The organism is Streptomyces sp. NPDC017056, assembly GCF_044332485.1.
Classification (GTDB): domain Bacteria; phylum Actinomycetota; class Actinomycetes; order Streptomycetales; family Streptomycetaceae; genus Streptomyces.
Genome location: NZ_JBIRPD010000007.1, coordinates 44,850 through 64,702, shown reverse-complemented (window position 1 = coordinate 64,702; position 19,853 = coordinate 44,850). Strand labels below are relative to the sequence as shown.

Annotated in this window: 25 protein-coding genes; 7 read left to right on the top strand and 18 right to left on the bottom strand. The window is 69.9% G+C overall.

Going from position 1 to position 19,853, the window contains the following annotated elements; genetic code table 11:
- Positions 1–94 precede the first annotated feature (94 nt).
- The 5 genes from ACH4OW_RS14615 to ACH4OW_RS14595 all read right to left on the bottom strand — a co-directional run bounded on the left by ACH4OW_RS14615 (position 95) and on the right by ACH4OW_RS14595 (position 2,232).
- Positions 95–517 (bottom strand): Hsp20/alpha crystallin family protein, encoded by a 423-nt coding sequence (locus ACH4OW_RS14615; protein ID WP_360125999.1) that lies wholly within the window; start codon positions 515–517, stop codon positions 95–97.
- A 183-nt stretch (positions 518–700) separates the two neighbouring features.
- Positions 701–904 (bottom strand): DUF397 domain-containing protein, encoded by a 204-nt coding sequence (locus ACH4OW_RS14610; protein ID WP_398027772.1) that lies wholly within the window; start codon positions 902–904, stop codon positions 701–703.
- A 38-nt stretch (positions 905–942) separates the two neighbouring features.
- Positions 943–1,146: a DUF397 domain-containing protein gene (locus ACH4OW_RS14605; RefSeq protein ID WP_398027770.1), complete on the bottom strand. Its 204-nt coding sequence runs from the start codon at positions 1,144–1,146 to the stop codon at positions 943–945.
- A 38-nt stretch (positions 1,147–1,184) separates the two neighbouring features.
- On the bottom strand, positions 1,185–1,316 hold the full coding sequence (locus ACH4OW_RS14600) for a DUF397 domain-containing protein (protein WP_398028214.1): 132 nt from the start codon (positions 1,314–1,316) through the stop codon (positions 1,185–1,187).
- Positions 1,273–2,232, bottom strand: a complete 960-nt coding sequence (locus ACH4OW_RS14595; RefSeq protein WP_398028212.1) for a Scr1 family TA system antitoxin-like transcriptional regulator — start codon at positions 2,230–2,232, stop codon at positions 1,273–1,275. The genes ACH4OW_RS14600 and ACH4OW_RS14595 overlap by 44 nt, the downstream gene beginning before the upstream one ends.
- Positions 2,233–2,329: 97 nt before the next feature.
- On the opposite strand from ACH4OW_RS14595, the gene ACH4OW_RS14590 reads away from it, so the two are divergent.
- On the top strand, positions 2,330–2,551 hold the full coding sequence (locus tag ACH4OW_RS14590) for a hypothetical protein (protein WP_360125659.1): 222 nt from the start codon (positions 2,330–2,332) through the stop codon (positions 2,549–2,551).
- Between the two features lie 13 nt (positions 2,552–2,564).
- Here ACH4OW_RS14590 and ACH4OW_RS14585 read toward each other — a convergent pair whose 3' ends face one another.
- From ACH4OW_RS14585 to mshD, 6 genes are all read right to left on the bottom strand, one after another.
- Positions 2,565–2,993, bottom strand: coding sequence for an NUDIX hydrolase (locus ACH4OW_RS14585; protein WP_398027768.1), 429 nt, complete (start codon positions 2,991–2,993; stop codon positions 2,565–2,567).
- Between the two features lie 31 nt (positions 2,994–3,024).
- Positions 3,025–4,125: a CHAD domain-containing protein gene (locus ACH4OW_RS14580; RefSeq protein ID WP_398027766.1), complete on the bottom strand. Its 1,101-nt coding sequence runs from the start codon at positions 4,123–4,125 to the stop codon at positions 3,025–3,027.
- Complete coding sequence (locus ACH4OW_RS14575) at positions 4,109–6,388, bottom strand: RNA degradosome polyphosphate kinase (protein WP_360125655.1); 2,280 nt, start codon at positions 6,386–6,388, stop codon at positions 4,109–4,111. The genes ACH4OW_RS14580 and ACH4OW_RS14575 overlap by 17 nt, the downstream gene beginning before the upstream one ends.
- Positions 6,389–6,733: 345 nt before the next feature.
- A complete protein-coding gene (locus tag ACH4OW_RS14570; protein WP_398027763.1) occupies positions 6,734–7,762 on the bottom strand; it encodes an ABC transporter permease in 1,029 nt (342 codons plus the stop codon).
- Entirely contained in the window at positions 7,759–8,868 is a 1,110-nt protein-coding gene (locus tag ACH4OW_RS14565; protein ID WP_398028210.1) for an ABC transporter ATP-binding protein, read from the bottom strand. The genes ACH4OW_RS14570 and ACH4OW_RS14565 overlap by 4 nt, the downstream gene beginning before the upstream one ends.
- Before the next feature lie 222 nt (positions 8,869–9,090).
- On the bottom strand, positions 9,091–10,017 hold the full coding sequence (gene mshD / locus ACH4OW_RS14560) for a mycothiol synthase (RefSeq protein WP_398028208.1): 927 nt from the start codon (positions 10,015–10,017) through the stop codon (positions 9,091–9,093).
- Between the two features lie 193 nt (positions 10,018–10,210).
- Here mshD and ACH4OW_RS14555 point away from each other — a divergent pair, with 193 nt between their 5' ends.
- On the top strand, positions 10,211–12,097 hold the full coding sequence (locus ACH4OW_RS14555) for a bifunctional metallophosphatase/5'-nucleotidase (protein ID WP_398027761.1): 1,887 nt from the start codon (positions 10,211–10,213) through the stop codon (positions 12,095–12,097).
- Between the two features lie 48 nt (positions 12,098–12,145).
- Here ACH4OW_RS14555 and ACH4OW_RS14550 read toward each other — a convergent pair whose 3' ends face one another.
- Together ACH4OW_RS14550 and ACH4OW_RS14545 are read right to left on the bottom strand one after the other, a co-directional pair.
- Complete coding sequence (locus ACH4OW_RS14550; RefSeq protein ID WP_398027759.1) at positions 12,146–12,835, bottom strand: META domain-containing protein; 690 nt, start codon at positions 12,833–12,835, stop codon at positions 12,146–12,148.
- Positions 12,836–13,110: 275 nt separating this feature from the next.
- Positions 13,111–14,037, bottom strand: coding sequence for an META domain-containing protein (locus tag ACH4OW_RS14545; protein WP_398027757.1), 927 nt, complete (start codon positions 14,035–14,037; stop codon positions 13,111–13,113).
- Between the two features lie 266 nt (positions 14,038–14,303).
- Here ACH4OW_RS14545 and ACH4OW_RS14540 point away from each other — a divergent pair, with 266 nt between their 5' ends.
- The 5 genes from ACH4OW_RS14540 (at position 14,304) to ACH4OW_RS14520 (ending at position 17,884) form a co-directional block, all read left to right on the top strand.
- Positions 14,304–14,798: a DUF3574 domain-containing protein gene (locus tag ACH4OW_RS14540; RefSeq protein WP_398027755.1), complete on the top strand. Its 495-nt coding sequence runs from the start codon at positions 14,304–14,306 to the stop codon at positions 14,796–14,798.
- 203 nt (positions 14,799–15,001) lie between these two features.
- Entirely contained in the window at positions 15,002–15,316 is a 315-nt protein-coding gene (locus tag ACH4OW_RS14535; protein WP_398027753.1) for a WXG100 family type VII secretion target, read from the top strand.
- A gap of 2 nt (positions 15,317–15,318) precedes the next feature.
- Entirely contained in the window at positions 15,319–16,428 is a 1,110-nt protein-coding gene (locus ACH4OW_RS14530; protein WP_398027751.1) for a WXG100 family type VII secretion target, read from the top strand.
- Between the two features lie 192 nt (positions 16,429–16,620).
- The gene (locus ACH4OW_RS14525; RefSeq protein WP_398027749.1) at positions 16,621–17,052 is read left to right on the top strand and encodes a hypothetical protein; all 432 of its coding nucleotides are present in this window, start codon (positions 16,621–16,623) and stop codon (positions 17,050–17,052) included.
- A 115-nt stretch (positions 17,053–17,167) separates the two neighbouring features.
- On the top strand, positions 17,168–17,884 hold the full coding sequence (locus tag ACH4OW_RS14520) for an NADPH-dependent F420 reductase (RefSeq protein WP_398027747.1): 717 nt from the start codon (positions 17,168–17,170) through the stop codon (positions 17,882–17,884).
- A gap of 17 nt (positions 17,885–17,901) precedes the next feature.
- Here ACH4OW_RS14520 and ACH4OW_RS14515 read toward each other — a convergent pair whose 3' ends face one another.
- The 5 genes from ACH4OW_RS14515 to ACH4OW_RS14495 are packed head-to-tail and all read right to left on the bottom strand — an operon-like array spanning position 17,902 to position 19,834.
- A complete protein-coding gene (locus ACH4OW_RS14515) occupies positions 17,902–18,123 on the bottom strand; it encodes a DUF4287 domain-containing protein (protein ID WP_360125634.1) in 222 nt (73 codons plus the stop codon).
- Between the two features lie 54 nt (positions 18,124–18,177).
- Positions 18,178–18,375, bottom strand: a complete 198-nt coding sequence (locus ACH4OW_RS14510) for a DUF397 domain-containing protein (RefSeq protein ID WP_398027745.1) — start codon at positions 18,373–18,375, stop codon at positions 18,178–18,180.
- Between the two features lie 12 nt (positions 18,376–18,387).
- Entirely contained in the window at positions 18,388–18,705 is a 318-nt protein-coding gene (locus tag ACH4OW_RS14505; RefSeq protein ID WP_398027743.1) for a Scr1 family TA system antitoxin-like transcriptional regulator, read from the bottom strand.
- Between the two features lie 52 nt (positions 18,706–18,757).
- The gene (locus ACH4OW_RS14500) at positions 18,758–18,973 is read right to left on the bottom strand and encodes a DUF397 domain-containing protein (RefSeq protein WP_398027741.1); all 216 of its coding nucleotides are present in this window, start codon (positions 18,971–18,973) and stop codon (positions 18,758–18,760) included.
- 9 nt (positions 18,974–18,982) lie between these two features.
- Positions 18,983–19,834 (bottom strand): helix-turn-helix domain-containing protein, encoded by an 852-nt coding sequence (locus ACH4OW_RS14495; RefSeq protein WP_398027739.1) that lies wholly within the window; start codon positions 19,832–19,834, stop codon positions 18,983–18,985.
- Positions 19,835–19,853: the final 19 nt, after the last annotated feature.

Below are 19,853 nucleotides of genomic sequence, written 5' to 3'. Positions count from 1 at the left end.
GGGGCCGGGGCCGTGCCGGGGCGGGATGGGGTCCTGGTGGGGCAGGGGGCCGTGCCGGGGCGGGGCGGGATGGCGGCGCCGCCCCGGCCGTCCCTCACCGGGATATCTGCGCGCGCGAACTGCCGCCGGAAATCTCGATCTTGCGCGGCTTGGCCTGCTCGGCGACCGGGATGCGCAGCGTCAGGACACCGTTCTCGTACGCGGCGTCCACCCGCTCGCTGTCGAGCGACTCACCGAGGAACAGCTGCCGGCTGAACTTGCCGCTGGTGCGCTCGCTCGCGATCAGCTCGGCGCCCTCCGGGGCGGTGGCGCCACGTTCGGCGCGGACGGTCAGCACGTTGCGCTCGATGTCCAGGTCGATGGTCTGCGGGTCGACTCCCGGCAGATCGAAGTGGATCACGAACTCGTCACCCGACCGGTAGGCGTCCATGGGCAGCGCCGCGGGGCGGGCCGTCGTCCCGAACACCTGCTGGGTGAGGCGGTCGATCTCGCGGAACGGATCGGTACGCATGAGCATCACGGGTCATCTCCTTCCGAAGGCAGTGGATGCGATGCCCTACGTCTCCGTTATAGCCCGGCGCAGAGAAGTTGACAACCCCCGACTCAGGTTGTCTGCCAGGTAGGGGCCCTACCCGGCCGCGAATGCACGAAGCCCCCTCCAGCGGCCTGGAGGGGGCTTCGGTGGGCGGCGGCCGTTCGCTCAGGCCGCCATGGTCTTGGCGAGGCCGGCGAACGCGGACCAGGCCGCAGCCGGGACCATCAGGTACGGCCCGTCGGGGACCTTGCTGTCACGCACGGGGACGACGCCGGGGAATCCGCGGGCTACCTCGATGCAGTTGCCGCCGTTGGCGCCGCTGTAGCTGCTCTTGAGCCACTTCGCCTCGCTGGCTACCTGCCTGTCCATGATGTCGGAACCTTTCCGTCGCGGCGGAGAGCGGTCGTTCAGACGTTCATGTCCTTGGCGAGGTCGACAAAGGCGGACCAGGCCGCAGCCGGGACCATCAGGTACGGACCGTCGGGGACCTTGCTGTCACGCACGGGCAGGGCGCCGGAGGCAGCGAGAGCTACCTCGATGCAATCGCCGCCGTTGTTCCCGCTGTAGCTACTCTTGACCCACGTCGCCGCGCGGATCTCCTGGCTGTCCATGCTGTCGGAACCCTTCCGTCGCCGGGGGGAGCGGTCGTTCAGACGTTCATGTCCTTGGCGAGACCGACGAAGGCGGACCAGGCTGCGGCTGGGACCGTCAAGTACGGCCCGTCGGGGACCTTGCTGTCACGCACGGGGACGACGCCGGGGAAACCGGGGGCTACCTCGATGCAGTTGCCGCCGTTGTTTCCGCTGTAACTGCTCTTGAGCCACGTCGCCGCGCCGAGATCGGTGATGTTCATGCTGGCGGTACCCTTCCATGATTCTGCTGATCAAAGCGGCCGAATCCGGGGCTGACAGGGCGTCCGCCCTCAACACATCATAGGACCGGGAGTGCTTTGCGACGGCGACCGGAGCGTCGTTGAAATGGCCTCGGTCCAGGCTCTCCGAGTACACCCACTCGTGTCCGTCCGGCATCGTGATGAGAGTGACCGGAGTACTGGGCCGGACGATAGGGGTTCCGGAGTCGAACATCGCAACTTGGACGACAATGTTGGGCCGTTCGCCCATGGCCAGCAGATGCGCGCATTGCTCACCCATCACGTGAGGTGCACCTACAGCGGTCCGTAGGGAGCTTTCGTCCAGTACGGCGATCAGCAGCGGCCCCTGCGGGTTCATGAACCGCTGCTGTCGGCTCAGTCGAGCAGCAACGCGGCCTTCAAGAGCTTCCCCGGAGTCAACTTGCGAGAACAGCGCTCGCGCATAACCCTCGGTCTGGAGCAGTCCAGGGATTACCTGGGCCTGATACTCCCGCAGCGCGACCGCCTCCGCGTCCATGTCTGCCCGGCGCTGGAACCAGTCCGGGTGTTCGACCTGCGGGTACCAATCGATGCGTCGCCATAGCCGCAGCAGCGCGCCGCCGGTTGACAGGATCTGGTCGCATGTGGTGACGAACGGCTCGTCCGGCACTCGGTTTCCGGACTCGACGCGGGTCACCAGGGTGCGGTCACAGTGCAACTGCCGGGCCAGGTCCGCCTGTCTGAGCCCCGCCGCTTCCCGCTGATGAGTCAGGAGTTCCCCGAACACCTGCGCAGCACTACTGGCTTGCCCGCATTGCGCGTTACGCCTTCGCACGGCCCTCCTCATGTGCCAGCTGCCGGCTGGCACCTTTCACGCATTGTGAGCGCATCGCGCGTCCGAAATCCTGGGATCGCCGTAAAAAGGCCACCAGGAGGACGGGCGAATGTTGAGCGCAGAGGAAAACGCAAGGTCGTTCGAGGCCATGGAGCTTGCCAAGGCCCGTGAGCGGGTGAGTCTCACCGTCCACGACCCTTACGTGATCGAAGAAGTGGCGAAATGCGTGCACTGCCGGTGCCTCGTCCTCTGGGTGGACGAGACGGGTATCTGCGTTTTCTGCAAGCAGCCTCTGAGGCACAAGGAAAGCGAAGGGGGCAGCGAGGTCTGAGCCGCCTCCCCCGCTACCCCCGCCCCGCCTCGTGCAGCGCGTCCAGGAGGGCGTCGATCAGGTCGCGGTCCATGTCCTGGGTGAGGACGCTGCGGGCCTGGGCGGGTGGCAGCCACAGCAGTTGGTCGACCTCGTCGTTCGGTTCGAAGGTGCCGGTGGTGGCTTCTGCTGCCCAGTAGCGGACTTCTTTGGGGCGGTCGTTGGCCATGTAGTGGACGGTGGGGAGTTGGGTGCCTGGGTGGCATCGCATGCCCGTTTCCTCGGCCACTTCCCGCAGGGCGCCGCTCAGCCAGTCTTCGTCGCGCTTGAGTTTTCCTTTCGGGAATGACCAATCCCCGTATTTCGGTCGGTGTACGAGGGCGATTTCCAGGCCGCCATCGGCAGCGGAACGGCGCCAGAGTACGCAGCCCGCTGCTCGGATCCTTTTCTGTGCCACCGTCATGTCGTCACCCTTTCCGCCACACTGGCCCCGGTCAGGACGGCTGGCCGGGGAGCCATACCCGGCCGAACACGAAGCGGGCCGCTTCGACTTCGTGCCGCTGGTCGGCGTGGAGTACGCCGAGTGCGTACGCGGTGGCCGGGGCGATCCGCGGGGTACGGGCCGCGGCGGCAGCGGCGGCGGCGGCCTCGGCGGCGTCGCGGTGCCGTTCCAGGGCGTGCCCGGCCTCGTCCAGCCGCGGGTCGGCGTCGTCCGGGTCGGTCACCTCCTGGGCGTACCGGCTCAGCCGGGCGAGCAGTCGTACCTGGTGCCAGGGGGCGTCCTGCCGGGAGTCGGAGGTCAGCGCGTCGGCGTTGTACGGATGTCCGGCTCGGGCGAGCGGCAGTGCCGCGACGGCCTCCGCGAGCCGCCGGTGTGCCTGCTCGGCCAGCGGCGGCAGCACCTCCGTGGCGGGCTGGTCGGCGGCGGCGGTGAGCGGAGCCTCGGAGGCGAGCACGGCGACGGCGTCGGCGACGGCGTGGAAGCGGGAGGAGCCGAGTGCCTGGAGGGCGGCGGAGTGCGCGCGCGTACGGGCGAGGGTGATCTGCCGCTCCAGAAGGGCGCCGGCCCGCGCGGCTCCGGCGGAGAGGATGGCGGCGGCCTCGCCGGGGTCCGACTGGTCAGGGGGCGCGGCCCCCGTAAGCCGTTGGAGCGCTGCCATCAGCCGGTCCAGCCGGGCCGTACTGGCGTGTTCGCGGGCCAGCGTGCCGGAGAGCCAGGCGAGTTCGCCGCGCAGGTGGTCGGCCCACTTCTCGTCCGTGAGGGGGCGGAAGGTGTGCAGCGCGCCGCCGATCCGGCGGGACGCGGAGCGCAGGTGGCGGGCGGCTTCGCGGGTGCCCTCCGCGTCGGGGCCGCTGTCGCGGTGCGCGCGCAGGCTGCGCAGGAACTCGGTGGACTGGTGGTGCAGGTAGCCGGCCAGCACCTCGCCCGCGGTCTGTCCGGTAAGCGCGGAGTCGCTGGGCACGCCAGGCTGCCCCTGGCTGCCGGGCCAGGTCGCCGGTCCTGGGCGTGCCGGTCCGTCGGCCAGTGCGGCAGGCGCGCCGCCGGGGCCCGCGGGCTCGTAACGCAGTGGGGGGAAGTCATGTCGCTGGGCCACGCCGGCGCCTCCGGGCGTCTATGAGCATTTCCTGTACGTTGCGCAGCGGCGCGCCGTCCGCGTCGGCCGCGTGCCGGGTCCAGTTGCCGTCCGGGCCCAGGTGCCAGGACGAGGTGGTGTCCGAAGTGCCGGTTTCCAGCAGCCGGTTGAGCGCCGCGCGGTGGTTCGGGTCGGTGACTCGTACCAGCGCCTCGATCCGCCGGTCCAGGTTGCGGTGCATCATGTCGGCGCTGCCGAGCCAGACTTCGGGTTCGCCGCCGTTGCCGAAGGCGAAGACCCTGGAGTGTTCGAGGAAGCGGCCGAGGACGCTGCGGACCCTGATGTTCTCGCTGAGCCCTTCGACGCCTGGCCGCAGGGCACAGATGCCGCGTACCCACACGTCGACCGGTACACCGGCCTGTGACGCGCGGTAGAGCGCGTCCACGACGGCCTCGTCGACCATCGAGTTGACCTTGACGCGTACGTAGGCGGGCCGTCCGGCGCGGTGGTGCGCGATCTCCTTGGTGATGCGCTGGACGAGACCGTCACGCAGGGACTTCGGGGCGACCAGCAGGCGCCGGTAGGTCTCCCGCCGGGAGTAGCCGCTGAGCCGGTTGAAGAGGTCGGAGAGGTCCGCGCCGACCTGCGGGTCGGCGGTCAGCAGCCCAAGGTCCTCGTACAGCCGGGCCGTCTTGGGGTGGTAGTTCCCCGTCCCCACATGTGAGTAGCGGCGCAGCATCTCGCCTTCCTGGCGGACGACGAGCGACAGTTTGCAGTGCGTCTTGAGCCCCACCAGCCCGTACACGACATGGCAGCCCGCCTCCTCCAGTTTGCGTGCCCATTTGATGTTGGCCTGCTCGTCGAAGCGCGCCTTGATCTCGACGAGGACGAGCACCTGCTTGCCGGATTCGGCGGCGTCTATCAGGGCATCGACAATCGGCGAGTCGCCCGAGGTGCGGTAGAGCGTCTGCTTGATCGCCAGGACGTCCGGGTCGGCGGCGGCCTGCTCCAGGAACGCCTGTACGGAGGTGGAGAACGAGTCGTACGGGTGGTGGAGCAGGACGTCGCGGGTGCGCAGCGCGGCGAAGATGTCGGGCGCGGAGGCCGATTCGACCTCGGCGAGGTCGCGGTGGGTGCCCGCGACGAACTTGGGGTATTTCAGCTCGGGGCGGTCCAGCGCACCGATGCCGAAGAGGCCGGTCAGGTCCAGCGGGCCGGGCAGCGGGTAGACCTCGGAGTCGGAGACCTTGAGCTCCTGGACGAGCAGGTCCAGTACGGCCGGGTCGATGGACTCCTCGACCTCCAGGCGGACCGGCGGCCCGAAGCGGCGCCGCATCAGCTCCTTCTCCAGCGCTTGGAGCAGGTTCTCCGCGTCGTCCTCCTCGACTTCGAGGTCCTCGTTGCGGGTCACCCGGAACATGTGGTGCGCCCGCACCTCCATCCCGGGGAACAGCTCCTCCAGGTGCGCGGCGATCACGTCCTCCAGGGGCACGTACCGCTGCGGCGCGGCCTCCAGGAAGCGGGACAGCAGCGGCGGCACCTTGACCCGCGCGAAGTGGTCGTGGCCGCTGACCGGGTTGCGTACGACGACGGCCAGGTTCAGGGAGAGACCGGAGATGTACGGGAACGGGTGCGCGGGGTCGACGGCGAGCGGGGTGAGGACCGGGAAGATCTGCTGGCGGAACAGGGTGAAGAGGCGGGCCTGCTCCTTCTCGGTCAGGTCGGGCCAGCGGATGAGGTGGATGCCCTGGTCGGCCAGCTCGGGGGCGACGTCCTGCTGGTAGCAGGCGGCGTGCCGGGCCATGAGTTCCCGCGAGCGGGTCCAGATGAGGTCCAGCACCTCGCGGGGCTGGAGGCCGGAGGCGGAGCGGGTGGCGACGCCGGTCGCGATGCGGCGTTTCAGGCCCGCCACCCTGACCATGAAGAACTCGTCGAGGTTGCTCGCGAAGATCGCCAGGAAGTTGGCCCGTTCGAGTAGCGGGGTGGCCGGGTCCTCGGCCAGCTCCAGCACCCGTTCGTTGAACGCCAGCCAGCTGCGTTCGCGGTCCAGGAAGCGGTCGGGCGGCAGTTCCCTGCCGTCCTCGCCCGCCGCGCCGTCGTCCTCGTAGTCGTCCAGGTCGGCGTCGAGGTCGGGTTCCAGCTCGGGCACCGGCACGGCGACCGCGTGCGGCCGGTGCGCGGCTATGGAGCCCACCGAAGGCTGCGCGTTCGGCGGCTGGGGGGACGCCGTGCGGGACGTCGTCTCGGTCCGGTCCGTGGCCTGGGCGCTCGGCTGCTGGTTCATGGCCTTATTCTTCCGCGCCGGGGCCTTTGTCAGCCCGTCGGACGGAGTCGGTACGGGACGCAGGCGGCGGCCGGCGGCATTCGGGACAGCGGGCTGCATTCAGCGATGCTCGCAAGCGACATTGAATCGCCGGTAACGCGGATATGGCGGCCAGGCAAGCGGGCCGCTACTCCCCGGTGTTTACGTTCCTGTGTCTTGTGTTTTCGGGGGCGCGCCTCGGGGCGCAGATGGGGGCGCGCGAAGCACGCCGCAAGCCCCCACCGGGGGTGCCCGCCGGCGGGCCCAGCGGTCTCAGCGGGCTTAGTGGCCTCAGCAGGCTTAGCGGCCTCAGCGGGCTTAGCGGTCTCAGCGGCGCCGCAGCGCCTGGAACGCGACCACCGTCAGCGCCGGAAGCACCACCAGCGCCACCCCCGCGACCAGCGCCGACTCGGTCCACGCCAGGGGCCAGTGGTGGCTGACGGGGTGCTGGTCGATGTACGCGCCCACGACTTTGTGCCCGCTCAGACAGGACGCGTAGCCCTCGCCGGCCGGACAGGTCCCGTCCGGCAGCCGGGTGCCCGACGCGGTCAGCAGGCCGCCGCCCTGGTACCAGGAGGAGTCCGGCAGCTCGGAGGCGTCGGCACTGCCCGAGGCGGACCACGTGGTCACGGTCGGCATCAGGTGGGGGCGTACGGCGTCGAAGGCGTACGACATCAGGGTCGTGAGCACGGCGGTGAGCGCCATCGCGGGCACCGTGCGCCGTACCACCAGCCCGGCCAGCACGCCCGTCATGAACGCCAGCAGGCAGTACGCGACCGGGACCGGGCCGAGCGCGTTGAAGGCCGACGTCGCGTACCAGTACGTGCCGGACACCTCGTCGACGGCGGGCCGCAGACACCAGGTGACCAGCGCGGCCAGGGCCGACGACGCCACCAGCACGATCCCGGCGGGCACCGCGCACTTCGCGACCAGCCACCGCACCGGGCTCACCGCCTGCGTCCAGGCCAGCTTGGCCGTACCCTGCTCCAGCTCGCGGGCGATCAGCGGCGCGCCCAGGAGCATGCCGGTCACCACGGGCAGGAACAGCATGCCCGTGGTGATCAGGTCGATCGGCCCCCTGTAGGCGGCGCGGAACGCGGCGACGGCGTCCTGCGTGCCCTCGCAGGCCGCGAGCCGGGAAATCTCGGAGCAGCCCGCGATGTGGTGGCTGTCGATGTAACCGGCCATCCGGGCGCGCAGCAGTACGGCACCGGCCGCGCAGCCGAGGACGAGCGCCGTGAGCAGCCGGACGGCCCACCGGTGCTGGCGCCAGACCAGCCAGGTCGCGCCGCGCAGCGGGCTCCGCCGGGTACGCCGGGTGTGCGCGCTGCCGGACCCGGTCGTCCGCGTGCTCACGTCAGGCTCGACCGTTCGGCTCGGCGGGACTCTGCCGAACGGGGTTCGGCAGAGCGGGGCCCTGCCGAGCGGGGCCCTGCCGAGCGGGGTTCGGCGCTCGGGGCGATCAGCTCGGGCGCGTCGGGTACCCGCAGGTAGGAGAGCAGCAGCTCTTCGAGGGTGGGGTCGGCAGCCGTCCACGGCCCCGCGACCGGGCCCTGGCGCCGGACGAGGGCGGTGAGCTGCCGGCCGGTGACCCGGGACTCGATCACGGTGTGCGCGGCGATCTCCGGCGGCAGGCCGCCACCGGCACCCCCGATGGCCCCGGTGGCCCCGGTGGCCCCGATGGCCCCGGTGGCCCCGGTGGCTCCAGAGGCTCCGGCGTCCCCAGTGGTTCCGGCGCCCGGATACGGGCCGGTCAGGAGCGTGTGGGCGCCGATGACGTCATCGGCCTCCCCGGCCACCCGCACCCGGCCGTCCACGAGGACGAGCACGTAGTCGCAGACACCGTCCAGTTCGGCGAGGACGTGCGAGGACAGCACGATGGTGGTGCCGTGCTCGGCGGCCTGGGCCATCAGCAGGCCCACGATCTCGTGGCGTACGAGGGGGTCGAGGTCGGCCAGCGGCTCGTCGAGCAGCATCAGTTCGGGCCGCCTGCCGAAGACGAGGGCCAGTGCGACGCGGGTGCGCTGGCCGGACGACAGCGTGCCGACGCGCACGTCCAGGGGCACGTCCCCGGCCCGTACGATCCGCTCCGCCGTCTCGTGGCTCCACCGGTCCCGGTTCAACTCGTAGCCCATGCGCAGGGTCTCGGCGACGGTCAGCCGCGGGTACAGCGGCTTGCCCTGGGTGAGGATGGCGACGTGGGCGCGGCCGTGCGGGGTGGCCGGGTCGACGCCGAAGACCGACACGGTGCCCTCGGTTGGCCGGTGCAGCCCGGCGGCCAGGGAGAACAGGGTGCTTTTGCCCGCGCCGTTGGGGCCGACCAAGGCGCAGACCCGGCCGGCCGGCAGCCGGAAGGTGCAGTTCCGCAGGGCCCAGCCGCGACCGAACCGCAGCCCGAGGCCGACCGCCTCGATAGCGGTGTGTCCAGCGATCCGGCTGGCCGGGTCGCTTCTGCCCCGCAGCACGCTCCCGCGCCCCTCCCCCGTCTCAGGCCCCGTCAGTTCCACTAGTCAAGTAGTGGAAGCGTGATCCACGCGCGTGACGCCTGTCAACCCGCTTGGCCGGGGCGGTAGTCGGGAGGGCAGCGGGAAAGCAGCGGGAAGGCGCCGGAACGGGCGGCGGAACGAGCGGCGCCGCCGGCCCGGGGTACGGGGCGGCGGCGCTGTCCGCGTACGGAAGGGCGCTCACGTCTCCGTGCGGTACATCAAGTCCGTCTCGTGCGTGGTGAATCCGAGCCGTTCGTAGACCGTCACGGCGGGCACGTTGTCCGCGTCCACGTACAGCATCGCCGTCGGCACGCCCTGCCCCGCCAAGTGCCGCAGGCCGATCGCGGTGAGGGCCTTGCCGAGCCCGCCGCCCTGCGCGTCCGGCCGGACGCCGACCACGTACACCTCGCCCAGGCCCTCGTCGGCGTGGACCTTGGTCCAGTGGAAACCGATCAGCCGCCCGTCCTTCTCCGCGAGGAAGAAGCCCTTGGGGTCGAACCACGGCTCCGCCTTGCGGTCGTCCAGGTCGCGCTGGGTCAGCGAGCCCTGCTCGGGGTGGTGGGCGAAGGCCGCCGCGTTCGCCTCCAGCCAGGCCGCGTCGTCCGTGCCCGGCTGGTAGGTCCGTACGGTGACACCTTCCGGAAGTGCCGGTTCCGCCAGTTCCAGGCCGCTCAGCGGGCGCCGCATCTGCCGCAGCTCGCGGAAGAGCGTCATGCCGAGGGTCTGCGCGAGGTGCCGGGCCGCCGAGTGGCCGCCGTGCGCCCAGACCCGCAGCCGGCGGCCCGACTGCTCCATCAGCCCGGTGCCCAGCGCGCGGCCGTGCCCGTGGCCCCGGTGGGAGGGGTGCACGACCAGCTCGGCGGCCGGCGCCTCCACGGGGTCGGTGTCCTCCAGCTGTGCGTACCCGGCGAGCTGCCCGGCCTCGTCGTCCGGGCCGCCCGGTACGTACAGCAGCAGGTGCCGTACGCCCTCGCGCCGCCCGCCGCGCAGCTGGAGCCGCCCCTGTTCGGACACGGCGGGCTGCCCGTCCACCGCCGCGGCCTGCTCGATCAGTGCGAGGACGGCGGCGGCCGCGTCCGGCGGCAGCTCGTCCGCCACCGCGATCCGGCGGCCCGTCCGGTCCATGTCCTGTGCTGCGTCAGTCATGTCTCGAAGCGTACGACCCGGGGCCGGTACACCCGATGCACACCGGTCCGTAACCCGGTACCCCTGTTCCGCTACGCGCGTTGACCGTAGGCTGCGTCCGCTCGACACCAGCCCGCATGCCCGAGCACCAACCCGTATGCCCAGGCACCAGCCCACAAGGGAGACCCTCCTCATGTCACCGAGACCGCAGCGGCGGCGCGCGACGCGCCGGCTGACGGCGGGAGCGGCCGTGCTCGCCGCCGCCGTCGGCATCACGGCCGCCGCGCCCGCCGGCGCCGAATCCGCCTCGGCCGCCGCCCACTCACGTCACTCCGGCCACAACGGACACGGTCACGGCCATGGCCAGGGCCACGGCGGGGGCCACGGCGGGGGCCACTCCTCCCGCACCGTGGACGTCCAGCTGCTCTCCTTCAACGACCTCCACGGCAACCTCGAACCGCCGCAGGGCTCGTCCGGCACCGTCGAGGAACTCCAGTCCGACGGCAGCCGCAAAAAGGTCGAAGCGGGCGGTGTCGAGTACCTGGCCAACGCGCTCCGCACGGCACGCAAGGGACACCCGTACTCGGTGACCGCGGCGGCCGGCGACATGGTCGGCGCCAGCCCGCTGCTGTCCGGGCTCTTCCACGACGAGCCGACCATCGAGGCCATGAACAAGCTCGGCCTGGACGTCACCTCCGTCGGCAACCACGAGTTCGACGAGGGCCGCGCCGAACTGACCCGCCTCCAGAAGGGCGGCTGCCACCCCACGGACGGCTGCTACGAGAAGGGCAAGCGCTTCAAGGGCGCGGACTTCCCCTACCTCGCCGCGAACGTCACCGACGAGAAGACCGGCCGCCCGATCCTCAAGCCGTACACCGTCTGGAAGCACAAGGGCGTCAAGATCGGATTCATCGGCGTCACGCTGGAGGGCACCCCCGACGTCGTCAGCGCCAACGGCGTCAAGGGCCTGAAATTCCACGACGAGGCCGAGACCATCGACAAGTACGCCAAAGAGCTGGACCGGCAGGGCGTGAAGTCGATCGTGGCGCTGATCCACGAGGGCGGTATGCCCGCCTCCACCGCGTACAACTACGACTGCGACAGCCCCGGCCCCGGCTCGGGCATCTCCGGGCCGATCGCGGAGATCGCCAAGAAGGTCACTCCGAAGGTGGACGCGCTGGTCACCGGCCACACCCACCAGGCGTACGCGTGCACCATCCCGGACCCGTCCGGCATGCCGCGCACCGTCACCTCGGCCGCGTCCTTCGGCAAGCTCTACACGGACACGACGCTCACGTACGACCGCCGCACCAAGGACATCGTCCGTACGTCGGTGAAGTCGCCCAGCGCGCGCAACCACGTCGTCAACCGCACACAACCCAAGGCCGCGGACATGACCGCGCTCATCCAGCGCTGGAACAAGCTCGCCGCGCCGGTCGCCAACAAGCCCGTCGGCTACATCACCGCCGACATTCCGGGCCGCGGCTCCGCGACCCCGGAGACGCCCCTCGGCGACCTGATCTCCGACGCGCAGCTGGAGGCCACCAAGGCCGCCGGCAAGGGCGGCGCGCAGCTGGCCCTGATGAACCCCGGCGGAGTCCGCTCCGACCTGGCGTACAAGGCGTCCGGCAGCGAGGGCGACGGCGTCGTCACGTACGGCGAAGCCTTCACCGTGCAGCCCTTCACCAACATGACCAACGTCGTGGACCTCACCGGCGCGCAGGTCCTCACCGCGCTCCAGCAGCAGGTCAGCGGCGCGAACGCGGCGTCGCCGAAGATCCTCCAGGTGTCGCGGGGGCTGACGTACACCCTGGACCTGACCAAGGCGGGCGCCGACCGCGTCGTCAAGGACTCGGTCCGTCTCGACGGGGCGCCGCTCGACCCCGCGAAGACCTACCGCGTCGCCATGAACGAGTTCCTGGCCGGCGGCGGTGACGGCTTCACCGTCCTCAAGGAGGGCAAGAACAAGTACGTCGGGCCGTCCGACCTGGACGCGCTGACCGCGTACCTGACGGCGCACTCCTCGGCCGCCGCGCCGCTCGCTCCGCCGAACGCGGACCGGATCACGGTCGTGAAGTAACGCACGTCGGTGTAACGCACACCGGGGTGATGTCAGTTTTCTGTGGTGTCAGCTCTTCCTGACCGCCGCCACGAAACCGATGCCCAGGTTGGTCGTCGGATACGTGTCGGCGGTCAGGTAGTCCGGACCCAGCTGATACCTCACCGTCTGGTCGAGCCGCTTCCGCACGTCTTCCTCGACCCCCATGACATCTTTCGGACACCGAGCGTCGGTCGTGGGCTCGGCCTGCGAGAACTCGATGGTCTCGGCGCCGACGTCGGCCTTGCCCCGGTAGTCGTTACAGCCGAAATTGCCGTGAAAGGTGCCGTCCCCGTCGAGGGTGAAATACACCTTCCCCCGGACCGGCGCGTCGCGGTCGACGGGCCACTCCTCGTCCATCCAATTCAGCTTCGCGATCTCCCATTTGCTGCCGGCGAGCGGTACGGGACGACCCTTGCGGAGCACCAGCTTCGCACCGTGCTCGTCGGTCAGGTTCACCCAGGAGTCGCTCGTGGTGACTTTCAGCCGGCCGTTGAGGATCCGCTGTACGTCCTTCTCGTAGTCATGGCGCGCCGCGTCACATTTCTCCCCGGCATCTTCGCCACCACGACCACCCTCGCCCTCGCCCTCGCCCTCGCCCTCGCCCGGCAGGGTTTCCCGGTCGCTCACCGTCACCGAGTTCCCCTTGATGTCGGCCTTCGCCCGGAACGCATGGCACCCGAAATTGCCGGACGCCTTTCCGGCACCGTCGAACTCCACCCACGCCGCACCGCGCGGCGCCCGTATCAGCCCGCTGTCCCCGTAGGCCAACTCCCAGATGTCCCAGTGCGAACCGGCCAGCGGCAGCGGGTTCTTGTCGGCGGGCGAAGAAGCGGGAGAGGAAGCGGGCGACGCCGACGGGTTCCGCGCACCGCCCGGTTGGCCCTGTGCTCCACTGTCCGTGCCGCAGCCGACGAGTCCGGTCAGCCCTGCGAGCAGGACGGCCGGCGCCAGAACCCGGCGCCGCGCCTCCCCCTTCCCACACCGTGTTCTTGTCACTTGCGCTCCCCCTCCTTTTCTTCTCCTGATCGCCTACTTCCTGCTTTCGCATGGAAGCCGCCCGCCTGGGAGGGAGTCGCGGCGTCAGTGGTGACGTTCAGGTAGTCGTGTCCCAAGCTGAACAGAGCGTCCTTGCGGAAATCCCGCAGGAGCCGCGCTTCCAGCGCATCAGCCCGTTGGCCGCACGAGTTGTGCGTGGTGACGGCCGCCTCCGAGAACTTCATGGACTTCTCGCCGACCTCGGCCTTCGCCTTGAAGGAGTTGCAGCCCAGAAAACCGTGCACGGTGCCGTCCCCCTCGAAAACGACGGACACCTCGCCGACGCCGGGTGCCAGCTCGGCCGGCCCGACCTGGGTGTCACCGTCGATCAGGCTGTTCACGGTCCATTTCGTACCGAGGAGCGGCGCGGAGCGCCCGCGCTGCAACTGCAACCGGTCCTTACGTTCATTGCCGAGCGCCACCAGAACCATCTCTTGTGACGCGCCACCGATGATCCGCAGGTCGCCCCGGAAAATCTTCTTCATGTACGACTCGAAGGCGAGCCGTTCGCGGCTGCACTCCGGCTTCCCATCCCCGGATTGCCCGGACTCCTCAGATTGCCCGGCTTCCTCAGATTGCTCGGACTCCCCGCTCCCGTACGCCTCGATGTCACCGACCCGCACCCGATCACCTGCGGCATTCACCTCGGCACCGGCCCGGAACCGGTGACACCCGAAGCTGCCCGCGGCGTGCCCCCGCCCGTCGAATTCGATCCAGGCGGAGCCGTGCGGAGCGGTCGTCGTCCCGTCATCGAGGGTCAGCCGCTCGACGTTCCAGTGCGTCCCGGCGATCCGGCTGCGGGCAGGGCTCTCCCCATCCGGCTCAGCAACCCCATCCGGCCCCGTCTTCGCCCCGCAAGCCGACAGCGCGGCGACCAGTGCCACGGCAACGGCTCCGACTCCGGCTCCGACTCCGGCTCCGGTTCCGGCGCAGGTCGGAACACCGCCTGGTCTTCTCCCCCGCAACATCACTAGCCCCGCTTCCCCACCCCGGTCGACACACCCGCCTCACCCTCAGCCTCTCAATCCGTGTCACACACACGAAACCGGGGCCCCGGGGGATGTCCGGAACGTACAGAGCGCCACCCCGCCCCCACCCGCTACCTTCGCTCCCCCGACCGCCCTGCGTTTTCTCCCGAAAGGCACGGCCGATGACACCGACCACCACCCCCCTCCGCCGCCCCCGACTGCGCCTGGCCGCCCTCGCACTGACCGCCGCGCTCCTCGGCGCCGGCACGCCCACCGCGTACGCGGCGCTCACCGACGAATCGCGCCCCTCCACGGCGACCGCCTCATCGCCGAAGGCCGCCGAGGGCCGCCCCTACATCGAGACCAGCCTCCTGTTCGGCACCGCCCGCCCCAACGGCGGTCCCCCGGTCACCGACAAGGAATTCCATGCTTTCGTGGACGAGTTCGTCACCCCGCGCTTCCCCGACGGCCTCACCGTCCAGGACGGCTACGGCCAGTACCGCGACTCCCACGGCACGATCGAACGCGAGCGCTCGTACGAACTGATCCTGCTCTACCCCACCTCCGAGGCCGGCCCCAACAACCCCAAGATCGAGCAGATCCGCGCCGCCTACATGAAGCGCTTCGGCCAGGAATCGGTGGCCCGCATCGACGACCGCGCACGGGTGGACTTCTAGGCGGCCGTGGACTTCTAGGCGGTCTCAGCCTCGGGCCGCCGTGCGGGGCCCCGTAAATCCGTCGGCTTTGCTTTCCCGTTGCCGTTTGCCTTCCCAGTTTTGGATCTCCTTATCGGCTCCTTGATGGGCCCGGCCCGCCGACCACCCCTCTCCATCGTTAGCGTGTTCGGCGGAACCAGTGCGACGGCGACGGGGAGCGAGGCATGGCGCACAACCACTTCACGGTCCACCCGGACAAACTCCGCGAGTTGTCCCGCGACTTCAAACAGGTCGAACGGAGGCTGGCAGGAAAGGTCGGCACATTCGCGAGCGCGGCGGTAAATGTCGACGGCGCGTTCGGGGTCCTCAGCGAATCCACCGAAGCCCTGACCAAATACGTGGAGATGACGCAGGCCACCGTCAAAAGCCTCCAGCACCTGCGCGAGCAGTTGGCCGGTTACGCGGCCGGGCTGGATCACAGCGCCGCGAGCTACGAGCAGACCGACGCGCAGCACGTTGCCGGGCTCAGGGGGAAATGAGCATGCCCGAGCAGCAGCAGGAAATCGAGAAGAGCTTCAACATCCTCAAACCCGGCGGCAACCCGGAAGTGTTACGTAAGTGCGCCGACGCGTGGCGGGAGATGGCCAACGATCTGCGGACGGCGGGACGCGACCTCGACCGGCAGGTCGACGACCTCGGCGAGGCGGACTGGGACGGCCGGGCCGCCACCGGTTTCCGCGCGCACTGGACGCACACCAAGCAGCAGATCGACCAGGCGCTGCCCCGCTTCGAACGGGTGGCCAAGGAGCTGGAGCAGGCAGCCGGCCACATCGAGGACACCAACACCCAGGTCCAGCACGTCCTGGAGGAACTGGCGATGACCGCCGCCGTGGGTATCGGCCTGACCGTCGTCACCGCGGGCTTTTCCGACGCGGTGGCGGCGGGCGCAGCAGCGGCGGAAGTCGCCGAGGCCGGCGCGGTCGTCGCGCGGCTCGCCAAGCTCCTCAAGGAGGTCGAGTCGGCGCTGGAGACCATCCGCGGCCTCATGGAAAGCAGCAAGCTCATGAAACTCGGCGTGGAATTCGGCACGAATGTGGCCGGCAACTTCGCCGGGAACGTACTGGGCCAGGCGTTCACCGGCCAGGAGATCACCTGGGGCCAGGACTTCCAGGACGCCGCGGTGGCAGGCGGCGTGGGCACCGCGCTCGGGGCGGGCGGCCGGGCGATCGGCGGGCGGATGTCCGGCGGGCTCGGCAGGGCCTTCGAAGGCGACGGGTTCTGGGGGAAGACGGTCACGGGCGCGGTCTCCAGCGCGGGCGGCCAGCTGGCCGCCGACGGCGTCGACATCCACCAGGGGAGCAAGACGAGCGACAACCTGGTCCCCGACCTGATTACCAGTGGCGTGGGCGGGGCGGCGGGCGGCGCGGCCGTGCACGGCGGCACCAGCCGCTACGAACACGGCGGAGGCGGACAGCACCGGGACCCCGACACCGGTCCGGTTTTCGGCCCGGGGCGGCAGGCCGCGGCCAATGGCGTGGTCTACGGAGACGCCAATGCCAACGAGACCGACGCGACCGCAGAACACCAGCAGAGCCCGTTTGACGCACCGCATTCCGCATTGACCGACCCGGGCGGTGCGTATGGCGGCTGAGGGCGGAGCGTAAACATGTGGTGGCGGGTAAAGAAGAGCATTCGCACCTACCGTGAGGATTCCGCGTGGCACCACTACCGGAAAAATGCCCCTCCTGAATGGGTGAACCAGTTCGGCGTTCCCGGCCACCCCTTCGGCACATACCGCAATCACGCCCGGAACGTACTGGAAGGGCAGGTCCGGGGATATCCCGTGACGCTCTTCCACTTGGCCGGAGTGCGGAAGGGCGGGCGATACGGCACCGCCGTCAACATGTACTCGGTGGCCGTGCTGACGCTGCCCGCGGCCCTCCCGGACACCTCCGTTTCCGTCGGAAAACTCGTATACCGGCTTCGTGCGGACCCCCTCCCGCCAGGCGCCGGAAAGCCCATTTACCTGCCGTCCGGCCGCAGGCCCCGCATGAGCCAGTGCTCCGTCGACCCGGCCTTCGCCGAAGCGGCCGTCACCGACAAGGTCGTCCGGATGACGGCGGAAGCCAAAGCGGGGTGGCGCCTGCACGGGCACCACATGATCGGCTGGATCGGGGAGCGGCGGCCGTACGAGGAGATCGTCCGCCTGGCGGAGACCATGACCGCGATCCTCGGAGAGTTCCCCACACCGCCACGCATGTTCACCCTAGGGTGAACATGGGCTAAGGTGGCAGCAGTCCCGCCGGGCGCGCGAGCGCGCACCCTCGTGCCCGACCAGCTCGGCCGGCCGGACCGCCGACCAGCCGCGACAGCAGTGGGATTGAGGGGCAATGCCGACTCTGGGAATCATCGGGAGCGGAAACATCGGCGCGACGGTCGCCCGGCTGGCGGTGGCGGCCGGCATCCCGGTCCTGGTGGCCAACTCCCGCGGCCCGGAGAGCCTTAGCCGACTCACCTTCGAGTTGGGGCCGCTATCCGCGGCAGGCACCGTCGAGGAGGCCGCCCAAGCCGGCGACCTGATCGTCACGTCCGTACCGCTGACCGCCGTCCCCACCCTGCCCGCTGCCGCCCTACGGGGGCGCACCGTGCTGGACACCAGCAACTACTACCCGCAGCGGGACGGCCGGATCGCCCCCCTCGACTCCGAAGAACTGACCACCAGCGAACTCGTCCAGCAGCACCTGCCCGGAGCGCACCTGGTCAAGGCGTTCAACAACATCCTGGCCCACCACATCCCCCAACTCGCCCTGCCCACCGGTGCGCCCGACCGCTCCGCGCTACCCCTTGCCGGTGACGACGCGCACGCGAAAAGGCTGGCGGCGGGCCTGATCGACCGACTCGGGTTCGACACGGTCGATGCCGGCCCACTGACCGAGAGCTGGCGGTTCGAGCCGGAATCCGCCGCGTACACCCGGCTGTACGCCGCCGACCCCGACCTGCCGCACGCCCGCCTGCCCGAATCCCCCGCCGTGCCCGTACCGGCCGAGGGCCTCCGCACGGCCCTCAACCGCACCCACCGCGTACGCGTAGCCGACCGCACGTTCTGACGCGCGGCGCCTCGGCGCTACTTCACCTTGCCCCCTTTGTCCTCCGCGAGCGTGTGCGCCACCAACGCGTTGGCATGCCCGTGCCCCATCCCATGCTCGGCCTTGAGCCAGCCGACCAGCTCCATGTGCTTGCTCAACGGCGAAGCCCGAACGAGCCTCTGCCATTCGGCTATCGGCCGCCCGTACTTCTTCTCGATCGACGGGAAGTAACTGGCCGGGCCCTTCACGGTTTCTGTCATGCCGCCGAGTCTGACACCCACCACTGACAACGCCCTCGTACCTCGGGCCCGCCCCTACCCCCGCGAGTCGAGGCGTCCCGCCTTCACCTGGCATATGAGACGACGCAGCCCTCGGGGCGTGGCCCTGAGGACGGCGCCGGGCACGGCGCTCTCCGTCAGCAAGACGACGTCGTCGTGCTCCTTCGACGCGACGTACAGGCAGGCGTTCCCCTCGCTGCAATACGACGAGCGCGTCCAGTTCAACCGAGACATGTCCTCCGCCTTTCACAAGCTGCGTGCCACTGCCCGGATGAAGTCCCGTGACTCCGACACCTTGAGAGCCACAGCCTCCATACGCTCCAAGAGCCCGCGGTACTTGGCCAGCTGGGCTTCGGCGTCCAGCATGACGGAACCGTGCGACTGGTCGAGTTGCACGGTGTCCAGATGCGGCACCGGCCCGTGTGCGTAGCAGACCGACTGCCCCGATCCGGGAAACGCCCCTGCATCGAAGGGGATGACCAGGACCGTGATGTGGTCCCGTTCGCTCATCGCCAGTAGGTACTCCAGCTGTGACCGGGCAGTCGCGGGGCCGCCGAACTTCATCCGCGGGGCGTCGTATGGTGCGCAGGAAATCCTCGACGCCGTCGCAGTTGCACTACATGACCCGGACGCATTCCGCGCTAACGCCGAAGCGTCCCGTCTTCACCTGGCATATGAGGTGCCGCAGCCCCTGAGGCGTGGCCCTGAGAACCGTGTCCGGCGCCTCACTCTCCACCAGGCTGACGCCACCGCTGCGCTCGTCCGCAGCCACGAACAGGCAGTTCGCCCCCTCACCGCTGAACGACGACTTCTGCCAGACGCCCTTTTCCATGAGCCCCTCTCACAGTTCGCGGGCGACGCCGTGGATCAAGTCCCTGGACTTGTCCGGTGTGAGGGCGCACCCTTCCATTCGGTCGAGCACCGACCGGTACTTGTCCAACTGGGCCGCTGCGTCCAGGAACTCCTGCCCGTGGTCCGCGTCTAGCTGGACCGTGTCGAGCTGCGGTACCGAAGCGGATACGTACACGATGGGCTGGCCCGAGCCAGGGAACGACCCCCCTCCGAACGGGATGACCACGATGGTGACGTGGCCACTCGCCCCCATCTCATTCAGGTGCTCCAGCTGCGCGCGAGCTGTGTCCCGGCCCCCGAACGCCATACGCAGGGCCGCCTCGTGCAGAATCACCGTCACCGGCGTGGGCCGGTCGCCGTAAAGAATGGCCTGTCGCTTGATCCGGTGTGAAACGCGGTGTTCGACCTCGTACGCCGCCAGTTTCGGTACGACCTCGCTGAAGATCGCGCGGGCATGAGCCGTGGTCTGGAGAAGGCCGGGCATGTGGACGACGGAAGCCACCCGCAACCCCATGGCGTGATGTTCGAGTTCCGCCAAATCCAGCAGGCTAACGGGCAACAGGTCGCGGTACTCCTCCCACCAACCACGAGTACGGCCTCCCGTCATGGCGGCCATCGAGGCGATGAGGCACTCGTCCGTACACGCGTAGTTGTGGGCCATGACGCGCACGCGCTCGGGCCCCACGGCGTACCTGCCCGACTCGATGTTGCTGATGCGTGACTGGTTGACGCCGAGCATCGCGGCGGCTGCCGTTGTGGACAACCCGGACCTCTCCCGCAGCTTGCGCAGTTCGGCCCCGAGACGCCGCTGCCGCAGCGTCGGCGCAGTACTTGACGGCACCGGCTCCCCTTTCCGCAAC

What these genes read in the sequence shown, in the direction of transcription:
- ACH4OW_RS14615 (WP_360125999.1), bottom strand. Translation starts at nt 517, where the DNA reads ATGCTCATGCGTACCGATCCGTTCCGCGAGATCGACCGCCTCACCCAG.
- ACH4OW_RS14610 (WP_398027772.1), bottom strand. Translation starts at nt 904, where the DNA reads ATGGACAGGCAGGTAGCCAGCGAGGCGAAGTGGCTCAAGAGCAGCTAC.
- ACH4OW_RS14605 (WP_398027770.1), bottom strand. Translation starts at nt 1,146, where the DNA reads ATGGACAGCCAGGAGATCCGCGCGGCGACGTGGGTCAAGAGTAGCTAC.
- ACH4OW_RS14595 (WP_398028212.1), bottom strand. Translation starts at nt 2,232, where the DNA reads ATGAGGAGGGCCGTGCGAAGGCGTAACGCGCAATGCGGGCAAGCCAGT.
- ACH4OW_RS14590 (WP_360125659.1), top strand. Translation starts at nt 2,330, where the DNA reads ATGTTGAGCGCAGAGGAAAACGCAAGGTCGTTCGAGGCCATGGAGCTT.
- ACH4OW_RS14585 (WP_398027768.1), bottom strand. Translation starts at nt 2,993, where the DNA reads ATGACGGTGGCACAGAAAAGGATCCGAGCAGCGGGCTGCGTACTCTGG.
- ACH4OW_RS14575 (WP_360125655.1), bottom strand. Translation starts at nt 6,388, where the DNA reads ATGAACCAGCAGCCGAGCGCCCAGGCCACGGACCGGACCGAGACGACG.
- mshD (WP_398028208.1), bottom strand. Translation starts at nt 10,017, where the DNA reads ATGGACCGGACGGGCCGCCGGATCGCGGTGGCGGACGAGCTGCCGCCG.
- ACH4OW_RS14555 (WP_398027761.1), top strand. Translation starts at nt 10,211, where the DNA reads ATGTCACCGAGACCGCAGCGGCGGCGCGCGACGCGCCGGCTGACGGCG.
- ACH4OW_RS14540 (WP_398027755.1), top strand. Translation starts at nt 14,304, where the DNA reads ATGACACCGACCACCACCCCCCTCCGCCGCCCCCGACTGCGCCTGGCC.
- ACH4OW_RS14535 (WP_398027753.1), top strand. Translation starts at nt 15,002, where the DNA reads ATGGCGCACAACCACTTCACGGTCCACCCGGACAAACTCCGCGAGTTG.
- ACH4OW_RS14530 (WP_398027751.1), top strand. Translation starts at nt 15,319, where the DNA reads ATGCCCGAGCAGCAGCAGGAAATCGAGAAGAGCTTCAACATCCTCAAA.
- ACH4OW_RS14520 (WP_398027747.1), top strand. Translation starts at nt 17,168, where the DNA reads ATGCCGACTCTGGGAATCATCGGGAGCGGAAACATCGGCGCGACGGTC.
- ACH4OW_RS14515 (WP_360125634.1), bottom strand. Translation starts at nt 18,123, where the DNA reads ATGACAGAAACCGTGAAGGGCCCGGCCAGTTACTTCCCGTCGATCGAG.
- ACH4OW_RS14510 (WP_398027745.1), bottom strand. Translation starts at nt 18,375, where the DNA reads ATGTCTCGGTTGAACTGGACGCGCTCGTCGTATTGCAGCGAGGGGAAC.
- ACH4OW_RS14505 (WP_398027743.1), bottom strand. Translation starts at nt 18,705, where the DNA reads ATGAAGTTCGGCGGCCCCGCGACTGCCCGGTCACAGCTGGAGTACCTA.
- ACH4OW_RS14500 (WP_398027741.1), bottom strand. Translation starts at nt 18,973, where the DNA reads ATGGAAAAGGGCGTCTGGCAGAAGTCGTCGTTCAGCGGTGAGGGGGCG.